This is a genomic window from Acinetobacter sp. UBA6526 (genome assembly GCF_002434875.1).
Taxonomy (GTDB): Bacteria; Pseudomonadota; Gammaproteobacteria; order Pseudomonadales; family Moraxellaceae; genus Acinetobacter; species Acinetobacter venetianus.
The window spans coordinates 1-19,433 of sequence record NZ_DJLC01000176.1 but is presented as its reverse complement, the minus strand read 5'-3'; the positions used below and the strand labels follow the sequence as shown (position 1 = coordinate 19,433).

Annotated in this window: 13 protein-coding genes, 1 tRNA gene and 3 pseudogenes; 6 read left to right on the top strand and 11 right to left on the bottom strand. The window is 37.6% G+C overall.

Going from position 1 to position 19,433, the window contains the following annotated elements:
- Window positions 1-128 precede the first annotated feature (128 nt).
- Window positions 129-1,052 (bottom strand): inovirus-type Gp2 protein, encoded by a 924-nt coding sequence (locus B4237_RS12290; protein ID WP_042892239.1) that lies wholly within the window; start codon window positions 1,050-1,052, stop codon window positions 129-131.
- 593 nt (window positions 1,053-1,645) lie between these two features.
- On the bottom strand, window positions 1,646-4,012 hold the full coding sequence (locus tag B4237_RS12285; RefSeq protein WP_042892241.1) for a hypothetical protein: 2,367 nt from the start codon (window positions 4,010-4,012) through the stop codon (window positions 1,646-1,648).
- Between the two features lie 274 nt (window positions 4,013-4,286).
- On the opposite strand from B4237_RS12285, the gene B4237_RS12280 reads away from it, so the two are divergent.
- A complete protein-coding gene (locus B4237_RS12280) occupies window positions 4,287-5,036 on the top strand; it encodes a hypothetical protein (RefSeq protein WP_042892244.1) in 750 nt (249 codons plus the stop codon).
- Window positions 5,037-5,261: 225 nt separating this feature from the next.
- Here B4237_RS12280 and B4237_RS12275 read toward each other — a convergent pair.
- The 3 genes from B4237_RS12275 to B4237_RS12265 all read right to left on the bottom strand — a co-directional run bounded on the left by B4237_RS12275 (window position 5,262) and on the right by B4237_RS12265 (window position 8,689).
- Window positions 5,262-5,351: transfer RNA gene (locus tag B4237_RS12275), tRNA-Ser, on the bottom strand.
- A gap of 86 nt (window positions 5,352-5,437) precedes the next feature.
- On the bottom strand, window positions 5,438-7,468 hold the full coding sequence (locus tag B4237_RS12270; RefSeq protein WP_278596548.1) for an FAD-dependent oxidoreductase: 2,031 nt from the start codon (window positions 7,466-7,468) through the stop codon (window positions 5,438-5,440).
- Window positions 7,469-7,771: 303 nt separating this feature from the next.
- Window positions 7,772-8,689, bottom strand: coding sequence for a DMT family transporter (locus B4237_RS12265; protein ID WP_286943327.1), 918 nt, complete (start codon window positions 8,687-8,689; stop codon window positions 7,772-7,774).
- 165 nt (window positions 8,690-8,854) lie between these two features.
- Between B4237_RS12265 and B4237_RS12260 the strand changes: the two genes are divergently transcribed.
- Window positions 8,855-9,706 (top strand): LysR family transcriptional regulator, encoded by an 852-nt coding sequence (locus B4237_RS12260; protein ID WP_007484028.1) that lies wholly within the window; start codon window positions 8,855-8,857, stop codon window positions 9,704-9,706.
- A gap of 20 nt (window positions 9,707-9,726) precedes the next feature.
- On the opposite strand, the gene B4237_RS12255 is transcribed toward B4237_RS12260, so the two are convergent.
- Window positions 9,727-10,077 (bottom strand): hypothetical protein, encoded by a 351-nt coding sequence (locus B4237_RS12255; RefSeq protein WP_286990148.1) that lies wholly within the window; start codon window positions 10,075-10,077, stop codon window positions 9,727-9,729.
- A 216-nt stretch (window positions 10,078-10,293) separates the two neighbouring features.
- Between B4237_RS12255 and argG the strand changes: the two genes are divergently transcribed.
- Complete coding sequence (argG, locus tag B4237_RS12250; RefSeq protein WP_004880480.1) at window positions 10,294-11,637, top strand: argininosuccinate synthase; 1,344 nt, start codon at window positions 10,294-10,296, stop codon at window positions 11,635-11,637.
- A gap of 193 nt (window positions 11,638-11,830) precedes the next feature.
- Window positions 11,831-12,514, top strand: coding sequence for a pirin family protein (locus tag B4237_RS12245; protein WP_007484032.1), 684 nt, complete (start codon window positions 11,831-11,833; stop codon window positions 12,512-12,514).
- A gap of 771 nt (window positions 12,515-13,285) precedes the next feature.
- On the opposite strand, the gene B4237_RS12240 is transcribed toward B4237_RS12245, so the two are convergent.
- Window positions 13,286-13,468, bottom strand: coding sequence for a hypothetical protein (locus tag B4237_RS12240; RefSeq protein ID WP_278596545.1), 183 nt, complete (start codon window positions 13,466-13,468; stop codon window positions 13,286-13,288).
- 596 nt (window positions 13,469-14,064) lie between these two features.
- Here B4237_RS12240 and B4237_RS12235 point away from each other — a divergent pair.
- Window positions 14,065-15,008: pseudogene (locus tag B4237_RS12235) on the top strand (IS5 family transposase).
- Between the two features lie 111 nt (window positions 15,009-15,119).
- Here the strand turns inward: B4237_RS12235 and B4237_RS12230 are convergent.
- Entirely contained in the window at window positions 15,120-16,844 is a 1,725-nt protein-coding gene (locus tag B4237_RS12230; RefSeq protein WP_008941921.1) for a bifunctional protein-serine/threonine kinase/phosphatase, read from the bottom strand.
- 51 nt (window positions 16,845-16,895) lie between these two features.
- Complete coding sequence (locus B4237_RS12225) at window positions 16,896-17,705, bottom strand: formate/nitrite transporter family protein (protein ID WP_008303564.1); 810 nt, start codon at window positions 17,703-17,705, stop codon at window positions 16,896-16,898.
- Between the two features lie 280 nt (window positions 17,706-17,985).
- Between B4237_RS12225 and cynS the strand changes: the two genes are divergently transcribed.
- Window positions 17,986-18,435, top strand: coding sequence for a cyanase (gene cynS / locus B4237_RS12220; protein WP_008941922.1), 450 nt, complete (start codon window positions 17,986-17,988; stop codon window positions 18,433-18,435).
- 79 nt (window positions 18,436-18,514) lie between these two features.
- Here cynS and B4237_RS12215 read toward each other — a convergent pair.
- A pseudogene (locus tag B4237_RS12215) lies at window positions 18,515-18,622 on the bottom strand (serine/threonine-protein phosphatase 2); the annotation flags it as partial.
- A 49-nt stretch (window positions 18,623-18,671) separates the two neighbouring features.
- A pseudogene (locus tag B4237_RS12210) lies at window positions 18,672-19,433 on the bottom strand (IS3 family transposase); the annotation flags it as partial.

Sequence of the window (19,433 nt, the reverse complement as noted above, 5' to 3'; positions counted from 1 at the left end):
AAAAGTCATGCACATCTTTCTCTAGACGTGGTGCTGTTTGGTGCTCAATGTATGTAATATCCATGGAGGTTGTTCTACAAAGTTGTGGATTTCATAGAACTGTTTCATCCATATTTTTTTACAGGCACTTAACCAGATACAAGCTGATAGTTACGACCATGCACTCGGTAAACACCTTTAAAGAATGTTCTTTTCCCAATCGGTTTGACTAACAGCCGTTGCAAATACTTTTCTGGATGCGTCAGATAACGAGCAACATTCAACGCATTTTGAAGTTCTTTTGGATGCTTACGGTGAATCCTGCCAATACCCAGTAAGCCTTTATTGGCAAACTGATCTTTATTTTCTTTGGTATTACCATTCCTCCCATAACCCCAACCATGAGTAATGGCCTGCCACTTTAAAATAACCAGATCCCCTAGATACCGATCCTGACAACGTTCTGAACCGTTATAGACCAGCATTAGATGCGCATGATAACCCTTTTTATACCCCTGCTCTAAAGCTAAACCATAACCCAATAAATGCTTAAAACAGCCATTCTTATCTTTTAGGTACCTGCATAAAGACTGAATATGGAGATAGAAGTCATGAACTGTGACATTCGACATATAGTCTTTTAAGTAGACCAAATCCACACGGACCATTAGAACCTGATAATGATCTTGAATCATTTGCTGAACATAAGTTAAAAAGCTGGTTTGATTATCTGATTCCTGCTGCCTGAATAAACGAATCTCATCGAGAATCTGACTACGGTGATCTTTCAATCTTCGCATTAACTTTAATATCTCAACAGAAGATAGCCGTATCAAGTAATCCTCAAGACATAGAGCCCCTCTTAGTGCTTCAATGGCTTGAGTCATATCTTTAAAAGCCTGAATGGATGCACTGTACTCAATACCATTTTGATCAAAAATCTGAAATGCAGGGATCAATGAACAAAGGTGCGTGATAAAGGAAGATTGATTTAGCTCCAGATTCAGCACCCAGTCAACGAAGCCATTTACGGCTGTCATGACGCCTGCCTGATGAGATAAGTCATATTGCATTGAGATACTCCTTGGTTATGTTTGGTACATAACTAAGGAGACAACTTTATTTTTTTATGTATGAAGATGCCTACATGACGGATTCTACATCAAGATCCAGATCGATCTCGGTACTGATCTGATGTGTTGTATTGAGGGATAGTAGCGTATTGATTGACTATATCAAGATTCAGCAGACATCATGATTAAGTCTCTAATTTCACTATGAGTATATTAGTGAGGTGTTTATGATTGAATATTAATTAATATTAAGTATTTAACTAATAGTATTTAACTAATACTAATAATATTATTTACCGACTTATCACAAGACTTAGTAGTTGCAAAATCAATCGATTCATAAGTCAATCCAATTCCCCCCACCCTACAAATCCTGTATTTTTAGAAACAATCTCATTTACGAGAGTTACGGCAGAAATTAGCTTTTAATGCAAACCTAAGTCGTGCCACGTTCTACAGCTTGTTAGACTATAAATCCGATTACCATGATCCCCCTTCCACAAACAGGTTCACTTAATCACAAATCCTGTTGGCAGGTTCGCCTTTGAAATTAACGAGTGGATTAAAATAAACTTGCTCAACGCTAAAGCCAACTATTTTTTAAGTATCACACCTTTAATAAAAGCTTTGGGAACTGTCTGACTAAACGGAGCGTGAAATACATCCCGATAAGCAAAATAGGGTATGACATGCTCAATGACTATTTTTTTCATTTTACGATCATGTACTTCAAGACAGACATGATATGTGTTCAGAGCCTTATCCGCTGTATTCAATCCATCAACCGAACACATTAATATTTTCGGTTTAATTGCGCCATGGTACTTTATATTTTCGGTATCTTGCAACTTTAGAGTCTGAGCAGCTTTAGTATCAAGAAAGGCGTTCCAGCGCTGATCCAGATCGTAGACTAAGTTTTGTAATCGTGCCTGACAACGATCATTAAAGAACAATACAACATCTAATGTAAATTCTGAAACGATCGGCCAGTTCGTCTCTTGCCAAATCCCTACGTAGCCACGCAACCAATAACAAGGTTTCGCTCGCTTTGCTAAGCGCATGAACTCAGTAAATAATTTTGATAGTTCAGACTGTTTCAAGCCCCCCTTTGTTGAACTCGCATTGACAGTAATACGATAAGCCCAACAATTCTGCTCTAATACACTATTCAAGTATTCTCGTGTATCTGTATGCCTCCGTACACCTTGAGCATAATGCTTCTCCAGAAGTTCACGTTTATTTACTTCTGATCGCTGTTTTTCAAGAAAATAATTCCGTACATTCTGGAGGTTTCTATTCATCAGACCTAACACAGCAGAGTCTACTGGCTGATCAAATATAAGGTCTGTAAAAATCTGTTGAAAAACCATCCGCAAGCTCAAATTGTCTTCATGCCCAAACCACCATGTACGTAAACCGTGATTTTGAATTAAACGATCAATCTGCTCAAAAAAATAAAAATCACATGCAATCTGCTTCACAAGCGATAAATACTGCTGGCCAAGCTGTGTAGCGGATGCTTGCATATCTCTAGCATTCAAAAAGTAGGTCTGATGTGCTGATCTCACCTCATTAAAAGCTGGTTGTTGATTGTGTAACAAAGTCTCAATAAATACTTCAATTTGGAACAACCACTCACCATACTGTTGCGGTAGCTGCTGTTCAGCACAAAATTCTTTGTAGTAAATCTGACCAACTAGCAGACGATCAGCTACGCGCTTAGCAAGATGTTTGAGATCCCATATACTTTTGGATACTTTGTATTCTTGCAATACCTGCGCAAGATTTTTAGGTGGGGGGCTTATCTTGGATGCCACCGCTTGCTTCTTTATTTGAGGCTGTTTCCAATTCTGATGCACATAATCCTCATTCACCTTAAAAGATATTTCAGGATGTATGAGCTTGGCAAATGAATCCCTTTTAAAAAAATAGCTGAGTACCCAATACTTAAATTGTTCAACCCGAACAGGCTTATTTATTCCGATACGGCCAACAGCATGTTTCTTACCATGTGTTCGTACAAACTCATTTCCATTAACGACATCAATTGCATCGTAGTGACTAAAATTATCCCTCAATAATGTTTGTAGACGAGCAATAATAACGTCCTCCTGATCAATGCTGTAACTTCTTAGTATAAGAACACATGAAAGCTTTAAACCATTTTGATAATCATGTTCAAGCTTGGTATGTACATGAAGCCAATCAGGGATCAATTGAAAAATCGCATTCTGTAGATCAGCCCGATCTTTAAGTACTTGTTTAATCAATTGCCCTAACGATTCATGCTCAGTTTGACCTACTGTACGCACAAACCGAACATCAATCACCAAGGTATACACTTCCTGTTGTATTGATAAAAGCGTATCAAAATTCGCAAAAGCACGATTGGTATCATCTACAACCTGCTGAGTCTGCTTATTAGTTTCTTCGATATATAAAGGATTTTTCTGTAAATCAGAAAAGAAATTTATCAATCGCCATGCTTTTTTATATGTGAATTCTGAAGGTGACCATTGTTGCTTTCGTTCCTGCAAACCACTAGAACCCGACAGAACCTGCTCAATACAAGGAGTAATACTTGGTAGCTTAACTGCATCTTCTTCTAAAAACTTTTGATAATAAACCCAATTTAACCCAAGCCCGAGATAGGTCATATCGAACATTTCGCGCTCAAATTGAAGGGTCTTAAAATAAACAAGAAATAAAGGGTCAAATTCAGCATGCCCAGTCACACTAATTCCCAACTGAGTCGCCCGAGGCAAACTTCCAGACTTCAAATCATCTACAAACTTATTGATTGCCCGAATAACCTGAACCGATTCTTTATATAAACAAGTAGGTTGGTACGCCTGATCTTGCTTCACGGAACGATCTAAGGCTTGCCAGATATAAGGGACATTATTAAAAAATAAATCAAATAGATCTTTATCTTTAATTATTAGCTTATAATTATCCATTAACATACTCAAAACCAGTGAATATCCTTTATATTAGCCGGGTTCAGTCAAATTACACAATAAATTTCACCCTTTTAAGCACAGTTATTTTTACTATTATTCACATCAAATTTCACCATTACTCACAGTTAATAAAATTATTATTCACTGTGAATAATACAAATATATTTTTCTAAAGCACGAATACACTCAAAGCGTTAAGTTTATTATGGCAAAATAGTCAATTTTTATATAAAATTATGTCTAATTATACTTATTTTAGACATAATCAATCATGAAAGAAATGACCGTTATTGAACTGAGCAAACTGACAGGTCTCTCTAGATCAAAGATTTACTATCTCAATAAAATAGGTAAATTAATGATTTTAAATGGTAAGATAAATTACGAAGATGCCCTGCAGGTTATTACCTCATTAGCAATTAAGAAAACAAAAATAACTAATCAAGAAAATTTTAGACATATTTTAAACATGCTACATTTGCAAAATATCACCTTACAAAAACAGCTAGATTTAGCTTATGAGCGTGAAAAAACCTATTTATCAGAGCTCGCAAGCTATCGGCAGAGTTTACTCATCAAACCTGCTCTCCCCCCATTTATAGATGAGAATAATTCACAAGTAGGACTAGAAAGTGATTTAGACAATATTGATAAAAATTGTCTAAACGCAATGCCGCCCGAGAGCGAAAATCATACCCCGACAGAATCATGTCAAAGCATCAATGAAGAAACACAATCTACAAATGAGGCTGGTCCCAACGTCCTCCCTACAACCCCGCTTCAAAATGAAATGATCTTATCCGAGACAAAACATGGAGAGACTGCATCTACAGAACAAAAAAAAGAAGCCATTGAACAAAAAGACGATGCTCTTGACATGCAATCAACTACCCAAGGCCAAACAGATCAACCTCCAACTCTATATAGACGCACAACAGCTACAGCCAAAGTAGGCTCAAAAAAATTAAAAAGAGATCTGATCTTAGAACGCCGCCCACCCATGCGATTTAAAAGTACATAATTAGTATTCGCGGTAAAAACAGGAGTACAAATCAAGTGTGTAGTCATCTACAGATCGCTTATTCTGCAAGAGATCAACTTAAACTCAATTTATCTATTATCCGAAGCCCTCTGAATTATTCTTATGTAGGCTATTCAAATCCAACATTTGATGTGGGGTAAGTTGAGGGGTAAAACCATAGACAAAAAATAAGCCCTTGTAAAAACAAGGGCTTATTTAGATATTTGGCGGAAGCGGTGAGATTCGAACTCACGGAGGACTCACACCCTCGTCGGTTTTCAAGACCGGTGCATTAAACCGCTCTGCCACGCTTCCATGTGCGTAAGAATACAAAGCTTGTTTCCTTTATTCAAGAAAAATTTAACTGCAATGTATTCAAATGTATATTGTTTCATCAGTCCTTAAAGTTTAGCTGCTAATTCAGCGCCATCACGAATTGCACGTTTCGCATCTAACTCAGCAGCGAGCTTTGCACCACCAATAATATGATAATTTGCAATTGTGTTTTCACCGTCTTTCGGCATTAAATCTTTAACAGATTCCTGACCAGCACAAACAACAATCGTATCAACACGCAATAATTGGTCGTGTCCATTATGCTCAATCCATAAACCTTCATCAGTCACTGCCTTATATTGCACGCCACGTAACATGCGCACTGCATGCTTTTTCAATTGTGCACGATGTACCCAACCTGATGTTTTACCGAGTCCAATACCAAGCGGTGTTGTTTTACGTTGCAATAGATAGATTTGGCGAACTGGTCTTTCCACTTCTGGTCGTTGCATACCACCTTCAGAAATATAATTTGGACTTGGGTCAACGCCCCATTCACGCTGCCACTCATTCAAAGGTTGCGGTTGAGGCTGATGTGTTGGTTTTAATAAGAACTCAGAAACATCAAATCCAATACCTCCAGCTCCAACTACAGCAACATTACGACCTACTGGCGCACCACGTAATACTTCAGCATATGACAATACTTGCGGGGCTGTACTTCCTTGAATTTTTAAAGCACGAGGAACAACACCAGTTGCTACAATAACTTCATCAAAGCCTTCTCGTTCAAGTTGCTCACGGCTTACTTTCGTATTCAACCGAACATCCACACCTGTTTGCTTAAGCTGAACTTTGAAATAACGAATCGTTTCATGGAATTCTTCTTTACCAGGAACGACTTTCGCTAAATTGAATTGTCCACCCACATCATTATTTGCTTCGAATAATGTCACTGCATGACCACGACTTGCCGCAACAGTTGCAGCGGACATCCCAGCAACACCACCACCAACAACAGCAACGCGCTTTGGTTTCTTAGTTTTGATATAAACCAATTCCGTCTCAAAACATGCCTGTGGATTGACTAAACAGCTTACACGTTGATTTTTAAATGCATGATCCAAACATGCTTGGTTACATGCGATGCAAGTATTAATTTCATCAACACGATTGGTCGCAGTTTTATTTACCCAATACGGATCAGCAAGGAATGGACGTGCCATTTGCACCATATCAGCCTGACCTGAAGCAACAATTTGCTCAGCGACATCTGGCATATTAATACGATTCGATGCAATCACTGGTACAGATACATGCTGTTTTACCACGGCGGTATAATCAACAAATGCTGCACGAGGAACAGACGTTACGATGGTTGGAACACGCGCTTCATGCCAGCCAATTCCCGTATTCAATAATGTGATTCCTGCTTTTTCTAGTGCTTTAGCAACAGCAATTACCTCTTGCATAGTATTACCATCATGCACCAGATCGAGCATCGATAAACGGAAGCAAATAATGAATTTCTCACCAACTTTGGCACGAATTGCTTTTACGATTTCAACAGGAAAACGCATACGATTTTCAATATCACCGCCCCAGCGATCAGTACGCTTATTGACATGGTTACTGAGGAATTGATTAATTAAATAACCCTCAGACCCCATAATTTCGATACCATCATAACCCGCTTTTTTCGCCAAGCTAGAACAACGTGCATAGTCCTCAATCGTTGCCAAAATCTGAGAGTCTGACATTTGTCTCGGTTTGAATGGGTTAATTGGTGCTTGAATCGGAGATGACGAAACAGAGAAAGGATGATAACCATAACGACCAGAATGCAAAATTTGCATCAAAATTTTTGCGCCATGCTTATGTACAGCATGCGTCACAAGCCGATGATGCGGAATATCCGCTAAGCTATTCATCGTTCCGCCAGCAGGTAGTAACCAACCTTGACGGTTCGGAGAAATACCACCGGTAATAATTAGACCAACACCACCCTTAGCTCGCTCACCAAAATATGCTGCAAGTTTTGGGTAATTATAAAAACGATCCTCTAAACCAGAGTGCATAGAGCCCATTACGACACGGTTTTTAATAGTAGTAAAACCCAAATGTAATGGTTTTAGGATATTTGCATAGCTAGTCATGGTATTCCTTCTATATTTTTGGCTTTGCAACTTGTTGCATAGTACTTTAATACTTTTTTGCTCATTTGGGATGACTGATAAAAAACTTTTCGGTGTTGAAAATGTCAATTTTGCATGTAAATTCGACGAATTCCAGTCTAAGTTGCAGATCAGCAACGTTATGTTTAAAAATAAAAAAAGTCAGCCATGCAAAACATGACTGACATTCTGACTTCTTTTATATGATTATTTACAATTTCTTTATCTTTTAAAGAATGCTAGTAAAAAAGTCTATAAAGTTTATAACTGATAAAATTAAATCTCTTAACTTTGTTCACCACTTGAATACGCTAAGTGACGGCGTTGTGATTTTATTTTCAAAGAACTCATCACAATTCCTGAACAGATAAATGCCGCACCAATTAAAATATTGAATGTCAAAGGCTCATGCCAAATCAAATAACCAAAAAATAGGCTCAAAATTGGAATACACATGATTGATATTGAAGCGATAAAGGTATCAACCTGACTGACGATCCAATTCCAAAGTACAAAAGCAAATCCTGTCCCAATCACCGAAATATAAAAGAGCACAGATTCATTGAGTGGATTTAACCAAACGTGTGCATCTATAGGCTCAAACATGAGTGCACCAATCAACATGATGCTCCCACCCAACAATAACTGCCAAATGGTCAATTTGATTTTGTCATAACTGGCAAAATTCTTTTTGATATAAACTGTCGACATCGCCCAGAAGAAACCAGAACCTATAAGCAGTACTTGTCCAAGTAATGAAACATTCATATGTAAATCATGTAGCTGCGGCCAAAGAATTGCGATTAATCCCAACGTACCCAAAATGAGTCCAAGTATTTTCTGTTTATTTAATCTCTCATTTAAAAAATAATGCGCTAGAACACCAATAAAAATTGGCATCGTAAATACTAAAACTGCCGACAATCCTGAATCAACAAATTGCATTGCAAAAGTCTGAGTTGCATAGAAACCAAAGCAAATTAAGCCACTTAAAATGATGAGCTGCTTCCATTCTTCTCGTTTCGGCATGATTGATTTTTTAATGACTCGCTGCACAACCATCAAGGTGATTGCAGCCAAAATCAGCCGTGTAGAAATAAATAAAAATGGTGGAAATACTTGCAGACTATGTTTTACAAGTCCCCATAAAGATCCCCAAACCAAACATAATAGCGCGATTGCACTCATCACTCGAATATTCACTTGCTGTACTCAACAGATGGGAAGTGAAATCATTGTATAAAACAAATGACATCATGAATAATGCTATGTTTTAATATATGCATCATTTTTTTTGATACCAACTAACTAGAAATACCTTAAAGGCATTCCTAGCTTAGTCATAGACATAAATATCGAGGATTGAATGTGAATATTGATATTAACGATATCAGATCATTTATCACTGTTGCTGAACTAAAAAGTATCACTGCAGCGGCAAATAAGCTCAACTATTTACAGTCAAATATGACAGCTAAAATCAAAAAAATTGAAAATCACTACAAACGTCAGCTCTTTATTCGTAAACCCAAAGGTGTAGAACTCACTGAATCAGGCATGAATTTATATGCTCAATATAAAAAAATGATGTTCACATGGGAAGAAACTGAAAATAAAATTTATCAACAAGAAAGTGTCTTACGTTTTGGTACTAATACGAGCTTGGGTGGCATGCGTTTCTATCCATCTTTTAGCCAACTTTATGAAGCCTATCCCGACCTATCCCTAACGATGAAAACAGGCTCAACAGGCTACATTGAAGAAGAGATTTTACGAGGTAATCTCGATATTGCTTATGCACTAGGGCATCCAAAACATAAAGGCTTACAGTACATTCAAAAAGCTGATGATCAATTGGTGATTATTGGTAAAAACATGATTAATCATGAAAATTTAGAAGAATGTTTAAATCATCAAAACATTTTGCTGGCTTCAGAAGAATGCTGTTATGCAACAACGCTTGATCATTTGTACACGGACTATAATTTAACAAAAGGTGAATTAACGCATATCTATGATCATGAGGCACTGATTCATTTTACCCAACTTGGTATGGGAATCTCGATGATTGCTAAATCATTGATCTCAAAATACAACATTCAATTTTATCGTGAAGTTCCTGAACAATATCGAGATATAGGTTTATATCTCATCGCACGTAATGATCATGTTTTTACTCCAATTGAAAAACAATTTATTGGCTTAAATGATTCGCTCTGAGCGAATTTTAAATGAAAGGTTTAACTTTTTTGAAGTTCAATTGGTAATTTAAAAGTTGAATCTTTTTCCCATTTAAATAAAGAGAAAAACAGCATCATTACTGCAATAACAGTTCCAATTGGAAAATTATTGAGCATAAATACAGTCATAAAGATTGATCCAAAACGGCTGCTTGTACTCCCTGTTTTCACACTTTTGGCACAGATAAAATGAGCAAAAATTAAGGCGCATACCCCCAGAAAACTCCCAACAGAATATTGAGGAATATCCACATAGAATCGATAAACAGCTTTATAGATAAAAAGCGTAATTACAACAATTGCTGCCATTTTATGCAACTTAGAAAGAATTTGATTTTGATGGTTTAACACTTTTATCTACCTTTTTATCATCTTATTCAGATAACTTCACTTATCGTAAAACTTTATATTTTTCTGATGTTAATCTATTTTTCAAATTAAAAATCAAGAATTCCACTCTGAACACAAAAAAAATCGTTTTGAAAAGTGATATAGTACTGAGCGAATAAATTCTCTTTGGTCACCGAAGTAATTAGGGTGCCTATTTCGAAATAGTTAGGACTAGCAATGACTGATAATGCAACGATCTTGCAGCATGTACCAGTAGGTAAAAAAGTTGGGATTGCCTTCTCTGGTGGTTTAGACACTTCAGCAGCTCTATTGTGGATGAAACAAAAAGGCGCAGAGCCTTATGCTTATACTGCTAACTTGGGTCAGCCTGATGAAGATGACTATGATGCGATTCCAAAGAAAGCTGAGCAATACGGTGCAGTCAAAGCTCGATTAATCGATTGTCGCTTACAGCTTGCTCTTGAAGGTATTGCTGCAATTCAATGTGGTGCATTCCATATCAGCACAGGTGGTGTTCCTTATTTCAACACAACACCTTTAGGTCGCGCAGTAACAGGTACGATGCTTGTAACAGCGATGAAAGAAGATGATGTAAACATCTGGGGTGATGGTTCAACTTATAAAGGTAACGATATTGAACGTTTCTATCGTTACGGTTTATTGACCAACCCTGCTCTTAAAATTTATAAGCCATGGTTAGACCAACAGTTTATTGATGAGCTAGGCGGTCGTGCGGAAATGTCTCAATTCCTAATCGACAACGGTTTTGACTATAAAATGTCAAAAGAAAAAGCTTACTCAACTGACTCAAACATGTTGGGCGCTACACATGAAGCTAAAGATTTAGAATACCTAAATGCAGGTATCAAAATCGTTGATCCAATCATGGGCGTTGCGTTCTGGAAAGATGATGTACAAATTGCTGCTGAAGAAGTATCAATTACTTTTGAAGAAGGCTTCCCTGTTGCATTAAACGGTCAACGTATTGAAGACCCAGTTGAGCTTATCTTAGAAGCTAACCGTATCGGTGGTCGTCATGGTCTTGGTATGTCTGACCAAATCGAAAACCGTATCATTGAAGCTAAGTCTCGCGGTATCTATGAAGCTCCTGGTATGGCTTTATTGCACATTGCATATGAGCGTTTAGTCACAGGGATTCATAACGAAGATACGATTGAGCAATATCGTATCAACGGTTTACGTTTAGGTCGCCTACTCTATCAAGGTCGCTGGTTCGATTCACAAGCACTGATGCTGCGTGAAACATCACAGCGTTGGGTTGCTAAAGCAATCACTGGTACTGTGACTCTAGAATTACGCCGTGGTAATGACTACACCATCATGAATACTGAATCTCCTAACCTCACCTATGAAGCTGAGCGTTTAACAATGGAGAAAGGTGACTCAATGTTTACACCGATGGATCGTATTGGTCAGTTAACTATGCGTAACCTTGATATTACGGATACGCGTGCAAAACTCGGTATTTATACCGAAACTGGTTTGCTCGCAGTTGGTCAAGGTTCTGCAATTCCTCAATTGGAAAATAAAACAAAATAAGTGATTGATAATTAAATTTATCTCACTAAAAAGGGCTGAATATTTTATTCAGCCCTTTTTATTTCATTCAAAAAACACAAAACATTTAATCATTTCATTTATAGAACAATATGTCGCAATCAAAGACTATTTATCATCATTATGAATCGATAATATAACGATCAAGCAAAACAAAATAATTGGGAGATGAAAGATGAATGCTTATCTACATCGTAGTGAAAATCGTGGGCATGTCAAAGCAGGTTGGTTAGACACCTATCATAGCTTTTCATTTGGTAGCTGGTACAACCCCAAATATATGGGTGTAAGTGCACTCCGCGTGATCAATGACGATACAGTTGCTGCTCACAATGGTTTCGGTACTCATCCCCATGACAACATGGAAATTTTAACCTGTGTACTCGATGGCACAATTTCTCATAAAGATAGTATGGGAAATGAAGGGCAAATTAATGCAGGTGAATGGCAGTTGATGAGTGCTGGTACAGGGGTAACTCATAGTGAAATGAACAAGCATGATAAAGCGGTGCATCTATTACAGATTTGGATTCAACCTAATGTACAAGATGCTGAACCAACTTATCAGCAAATTCAGCTCAACCCGAAAGATCACCCTAATCAATGGCACCTGATTGCTGGCGATGAATCTGCACCAATGTCGATTCGTCAAAATGCCGAAGTGAAAACAGCAGTGATTGAGAAAGATCAACATTTAGAGATTACAGCGCAGAAAAAAGTAAACTATGTGCATGTGATTTCAGGTGAAGTGATGATTGCGGAACATTTAGTAAAAGCAGGAGATGCTTTACTGTTTGATGAGACTGCAACAATTACTGCATTACAAGACAGCCAAATGATCTGGTTTGACTTACCTTAACTCAAACAAAATGCTTCGTCGTCATCATGGCGGCGAAGCATTTTTGATTAATCCCCTCCACCACTATCGCATCCGCTAGAATCAGATCCACTATCACGACTTGAGCAACCATGTGATGAATGATGGTCATAACTTGAAAATGAGTCATAAGAACCCGAATCTGAACTTTTCCCCATCTTCTTGATCATATAAATTGTAAATCCAAAGATTAAAGCAAAAACAATAAAAGTCCCCATAATCACCCCGCATCATCTTTTCTTAATTTCTCTAAGCATTTAATTTATATTGAAAATTTAAAATAAAATCTATAAACATTAAAAAAGCCCGATTAACGGGCTTTTCTACAACCTTGAACATTTTTAAAAACGATTTAAACCGTTTCGTTCGTTGTTAGCTGTGTATTCAGGTTGTCATATCTTTGTTCATTTGGACAAGACATCTCTTAAATTCCAAATAGTATATGACTTCCTTATAAATTAAATTATCACCAAATATAATTTTGGTCAATTACTATAATTTAAGTGAATCAAACAAATCATCATTACTCAATTAAAAACCTTATAGTTTAGACCTTTAAGAATTAGATAAAATTATGAAATATATAATATTATAGCCAATAAAAAATTATAATTTTCAAAATATCAATAGTCTGCAAGATAATTTTTCTATTATAGCTATGTAAAAATGCTTACAAAACGATTGTTCTGCAAGCATTCTTTATTCTTGAAAATGGTTGTTCAGGCCTATGATAAAAATATTAACAATAACAGTTTATATCTTTCGCCAAAACAAAACATGTAAATTAAATTCAGCTTTAATTAAAGCTGCACATACGATGAACAGTGAGCCTGTAGCAAGTAAAAGCACATCATCCAACACAGTTCCAATCACAATAAATATCAGCGAGACTAAACATGCGATGTAGAAAACCAGCACCCCTAAATTTTGTTTCATTTTATTCCCCATGACGCAAATTAATTACAATAACTATACTAAAACAAAAAATATTTAACATTAACAAGTAAATCAATTCAAGTTTATTCTTGACTATTGAATTTATTTTAAAAAAAGTATAATAATTAGCAAAGATTTACCAAAATTGACACATCATAAGCGCCACTCATCAAACATTTGAATTGAAATAATCGTTTTTCAGTCAATTATTTTTTATATAAAAAATTAAGAAGTACTTATGAGTTAATATGTTAATTGGATAAATATATAATAGGTATTGAGAATACTAGCAGTAAAAAAACTATAAAAAAGACCTATAAGCTGCTGATTCGCTTATAAGTCCTTGATAAATCTTGGTAGGTATATCCAGACTCGAACTGGAGACCTCTACGATGTCAACGTAATATTTTCATATTAAAATCAACAACTAAAGAATAATTGGTGCTAAATTGGTGCCAATTTTTTATGTAACAATATATTATCATTAATACTTATCGATAATAAAACCAATAAAAACTTTCCTTTATTTTTTAATTGTTATCGGCTTTGTTGCACAAACCTATCTGTAAAGGGTTTTTCAGCGATATAATTTTCAAATGAAGAAGCCTACACACAAAATCTACCGCACAACCAATTGGCCCGCATATAACCGAGCACTTATGAGTCGCGGAAATATTGCCATTTGGTTTGATCCTGCTACGCAATGGTATGCGCCATCAAAAGGCAAACAAGGGCGAAATCAAACCTACTCCGACGCAGCCATCCAATGCTGCTTAATGATTAAATCCTTATTCCGTCTGTCTTTACGTATGGTCACTGGCTTTGTGCAAAGTCTGATTAAACTTTGCGGATTAAATTGGATAGCTCCAGATTACACCACGCTTTGTAGAAGACAAAAGCATATTAATATTGCAATCAATTACCAAAAAAGTAGCGATGGGCTGCATCTACTCATAGACTCTACAGGCATGAAGTTTCTAGGTGAGGGCGAATGGAAACGCAAGAAATATGGACCTGAATATCGTCGCCAATGGCGTAAACTTCATATTGGCATAGATGCTAAAACTCTACAAATACGCGCTATTCAGCTTACAACCAATAATGTCAGTGATTCACAGGTGCTTGGTGATTTACTTAATCAGATTCCACAAGATGAGCAGATTGACTCTGTTTATACCGATGGAGCTTATGACACCAAGCAATGCCGTGAGGTCATTGCAGATCGGCAAGCGCATGCGGTGTTTCCACCTAGAAAAAATGCGAAACCTTGGAAAGATACAAAGAGCAGCTCGCTAGATCGAAATGAATTACTTCGAACAGTTAATCTTGGAAGCAGTGCTTCTCAGGCAGGACACTATGGAAAAAATCAGGCTATCATCGGTGAAGTTTGGTTGAAACTAAGATGCACTGCATTAAATTATTAGGAGATAAACTCAGAGCAAGGCGTTTTGATAGCCAAGTCAATGAGATTCATGCACGTGTAGCAGTCCTCAACAGATTTACGGAATTAGGTCGACCACTTACCCAAATTACGCCTTAAATTTAGCTCAATTAGGGGCGCTTTGCATTTCAAATCTTTGTGCAACAAAGCTGTTTGAATAAAAACTTATCTATGTACCTTCAATTTTAAGCATGGTTTGATCCTATCTTTTCAAATAAATGGCCATGCAATACTCAGTAAAAATAATAGCCCTAATACGGCGCAACTCATTTGCCAAAAACGTAAAGGATCTCGTTCAATGATTGCTGGTGGTTTAGAGTTTAATAATTCTTTGGAAGGATGCATTAGATTATGAATGAGTTCAGACAAGGCCTCAAAACGATGTGTCGGTTCAATACTCAGCGCTTGGCCTAAAATTTTATCTAACCATATAGGTAAATCAGGCCGATATTTCCTGATGGAATGATATTGAACTTTTTTAAGCTGCTTTAAACTGTTACAGCGAGCTAAATCTGTGCCATAAGGTAATTGTTTGGTGAGTAAATAATAGGCCATGACCGCCAAAGAAAATTGGTCTGAATGTACAGATGGCGAATGATCAATAAAATACTCCGGTGCCATAAATGCTAAGGTTCCGAGTGGTCGATTCGCATTTTTAGGATTAATTTCGACCAGGCCTCTTACTGCTGTTGAACCATAATCAATCAGTTTAATTTTCATGGCATTTTCTGCATTTAAAACCATGATATTCTTTGGCCGTATATCCTGATGCAGCATCTCCAGCCGGTGCATTGCATTTAAAGCCAAGGCCGTTTGTTGCAAAATTGGTAAAATATCATCGAGCTTTAAAGGCTTTTCCTGGCGATGCAGCCATTGAGCCAAGGTTTCACCCTGCAAATATTCATAACATTGGAATAAATATTTTTTCTCAGTGTTATGTGGATAACAGTGCATCAGGTTGTCATGTTTCAGACGTTTCGATACCCAATCTTCGAGTTGAAACTGCTCTACGGCATTTTTATCTTGCTGTAAATCTACCCCCAAAGTTTTTATGACCAAAGGCTGCTGCTGAGTATCGTGTGCCAAATACAGGCAACTGCGATGATTTTGGTGCAAAATCTTATCAATCACATAACCTTCAAAAACTTCACCTTTACTGAGCTGTTGTGGAAATACATAATCCTGCTGAATATGAAACTGATTCAGTTCAGGCAACTGTTCTACACGGATCACCTGGAAACTTAAGTTATCATCACTGCCCTGTTCTAAAGCTTTTTCAACTAATCCTTTGGCAAGTTGATTTAAATCTGCATCTATTAAAGTTAAATCTAATAATTGTTGATCTGTGACAAATTCATAGACCCCATCGGTCATTAGTAAAAAAATATCTTTTTCTTTGAGTTCAATATTTCGATAATCAATTTCAATACGATAATCCGCACCTAAGGCTCGACTAAGATAATGCTCTTTGGAAGACAACCAGACACGATGATCATGGGTTAGTAATTCAATTTCATGATCGCGAATGCGGTAAATACGACTATCACCAACATGAAAAACATGGGCTTGTTGCTGTTTTAAAATCAGTGCAGATAAGGTACAGACATACCCTCGGTCTTTATCAAAACGTCCTTGACTTTGTTGAGTCTGTGCATAAAGCCATGAATTGGTCGCGCGGATCACTCGTTCTGCTGAAGTCTGTGTACTCCAGGCATCTGAAGTAGAATAATAGTCAGATAAAAAACTACCAACGGCTGTTTCTGCTGCAAGATGACTGACATTACTGCTACCGATTCCATCCGCTATAACACATGCAATACCTTTCTGTTTCAGCACATGTCCTTCGGGCAGATATACTCCATGGAAATCCTGGTTCTGTTGTTTAACTCCGGCAGTAGAATATTGCCCAATAGTGACTTTTAATGTTTTTTTCATGCTGAAAGCTCAAAAAGGGATCTATATGATCCCTTTATAAAATGATGAATGTTAAAATTCTTTTTTAACACCAGTACGGACATGGGTGGTATAAAGTGCCAGACCTGTTAATGCCAAACCGCCCACCAGATTACCTAAAGCAACCGGCAGTTCATTCCATAGGAAGTAGTCAGCAATCGAGAAGTCACCGCCCATCATCATGGCAAATGGGAACAGGAACATGTTCACGACAGAGTGCTCAAAGCCCATGGCAAAGAACAGCATAATTGGCATCCACATGGCAATAAATTTGCCACTCACCGTAGTAGACATCATCGCGCCAATGACACCTAATGACACCATCCAGTTACACAGCATGCCACGGATAAAAATAGTCATCCAGCCGGCGAATCCGTATTCGGCATAACCTAATGTCCGCTCCTCGCCAATATGCGCAATTTTTACGCCGACAGGGTTTGGATCCGCTGCAAAACCCATGGTATAAACCGCTGCCATGAGCACCGCAACGACTAAACAGCCTGTAAAGTTCCCTACAAACACCAAGCCCCAGTTTTTTAGAATACGTCCCCATGTCACCCCTGGGCGTTTATCTAGCCATGCCAGCGGCGTAAGTACAAACACCCCAGTTAATAGGTCATAGCCCAATAAATACAACATACAAAAACCAACTGGAAACAGGAGCGCACCAATCAATGGTGATCCTGTTTGCACGGCTATGGTAATGGCAAATACCGCTGCCAAGGCCAGAATGGCCCCTGCCATAAAGGCACGAATCAATACATCACGGGTTGCCATATGCAATTTGGATTCACCCGCATCTACTACTTTTTTTGCAAACTCCGCAGGAGCAAGATATGCCATGTTGTCGTCCTCTTTTTCAATATACGGACCTGTTTTTCGAAAAAAAGACGCCTAAGATCATTGAAGACCTTAGGCGCCGTTGCCTTGAATATTAGAACAGGTAATGGTGAATGGCGTCGTTGCCATGTATATCGAAATATAAGCAAAAGCTATGCCACAAATAATTAACAATCACTTAAATATTCATTTTCTATTTAGCATGAACTCTAGAATGCTGTTGGCATGATATCTGCATTATGCGTTCTGCATACATTCATTTGATAATAATTTGGAGAGGATTATGATTACCCATCGTCAACAAGTAACTGACATGATCATTTCAGCGAAAGTTTTAAAGTCAATTAAGTGGTCAGATGTTGCCAAAGAGATTGGTCTTTCTAAAGAATGGGTAACGGCTGCCTGCCTGGGACAAATGGCATTTAATAAACAGCAGGCAGAGAAAATTGGTCAGATTTTTGACCTTAGTGATGAGGCAGTAGCATGGCTGCAAATTGTACCTTACAAAGGCTCTTTACCGACCAGTGTGCCTACGGACCCTTTAATTTACCGCTGGTATGAAGTTGTAAATGTATATGGTTCGACTATTAAAGAGCTGATCCATGAAGAATTCGGTGATGGCATTATGAGCGCAATCGACTTCAGCATGAATATTCAGCGTGAGGAAAACCCGAACGGTGACCGGGTAAATGTCGTATTGTCTGGCAAGTTTTTACCTTATAAAACCTATTAATTAATCGTTTGATAAAGCCATCATATTGATGGCTTTTCATTTCTTCGTAAGGAGATCTTTTATATCACCGTCTTTATCCTTATTTAATTTTGACTATACACAGCTTCTGGGTATAAGAGGAACCGACATCAATATAGTGACAGTTATCAATCTGGGTATGTTTTTTCACAATGGTATGCCCTAAATAGGTTTTGAACTGAACCGTACCGGGTTTGTCGGAGACTTTTTTATTTAAGTTAGGCCACCTGACCTAATGGGTTAATTTTATGATAGTACATTGCTTCAAAATCAAAAGGTGACACATAACCTAGTGCACTATGTACACGCTTTTTATTGAACCAATCTACCCAGCTTAGTGTCGCAAGTTGTACATCCGCTAAACCTTGCCAATCCGCTTTTAAATATTCAATCACCTCTGTTTTGTATAAGCCATTCACCGTTTCAGCCAAAGCATTATCGTATGAATCACCGGTCGTACCGACTGATGCTCGTAAATTTGCTGCTTCTAAACGATTGGTATAACGAATGGAAAGATATTGCACACCTCTGTCACTATGATGAATCACGTTCTTTGGCATGCCTCGATCATGCAATGCTTGCTCCAGTGCATCGAGCACCATATCTGTATTCATCCGTGTCGATACTTTCCATCCAACAATTGCTCGTGAGAAGACATCAATAATAAATGCAGTATAAACCCAGCCTGAATTTGTTTGAATATACGTGAAGTCACCCACCTGAGAAGCATTGCTTCGCAAGGGTTTGGATGATCAGCATTAAAATTACGTTTCACTAAATCATCTGCCCGTTTTTGGTCATCTCGGTTACGGGTGGTTTGTTTATTCTTACCACGCCAAACACCTTGTATACCTAGCTTTTGCATCAATCGAGCAATTGTACAACGTGCAATAACAGAGCCTTCACGTTTCAGTTGTTGCCAGACTTTACGTGCGCCATATCGACCTAAACTTTCCTTCCAAATTCGTTTAATTTGTTCA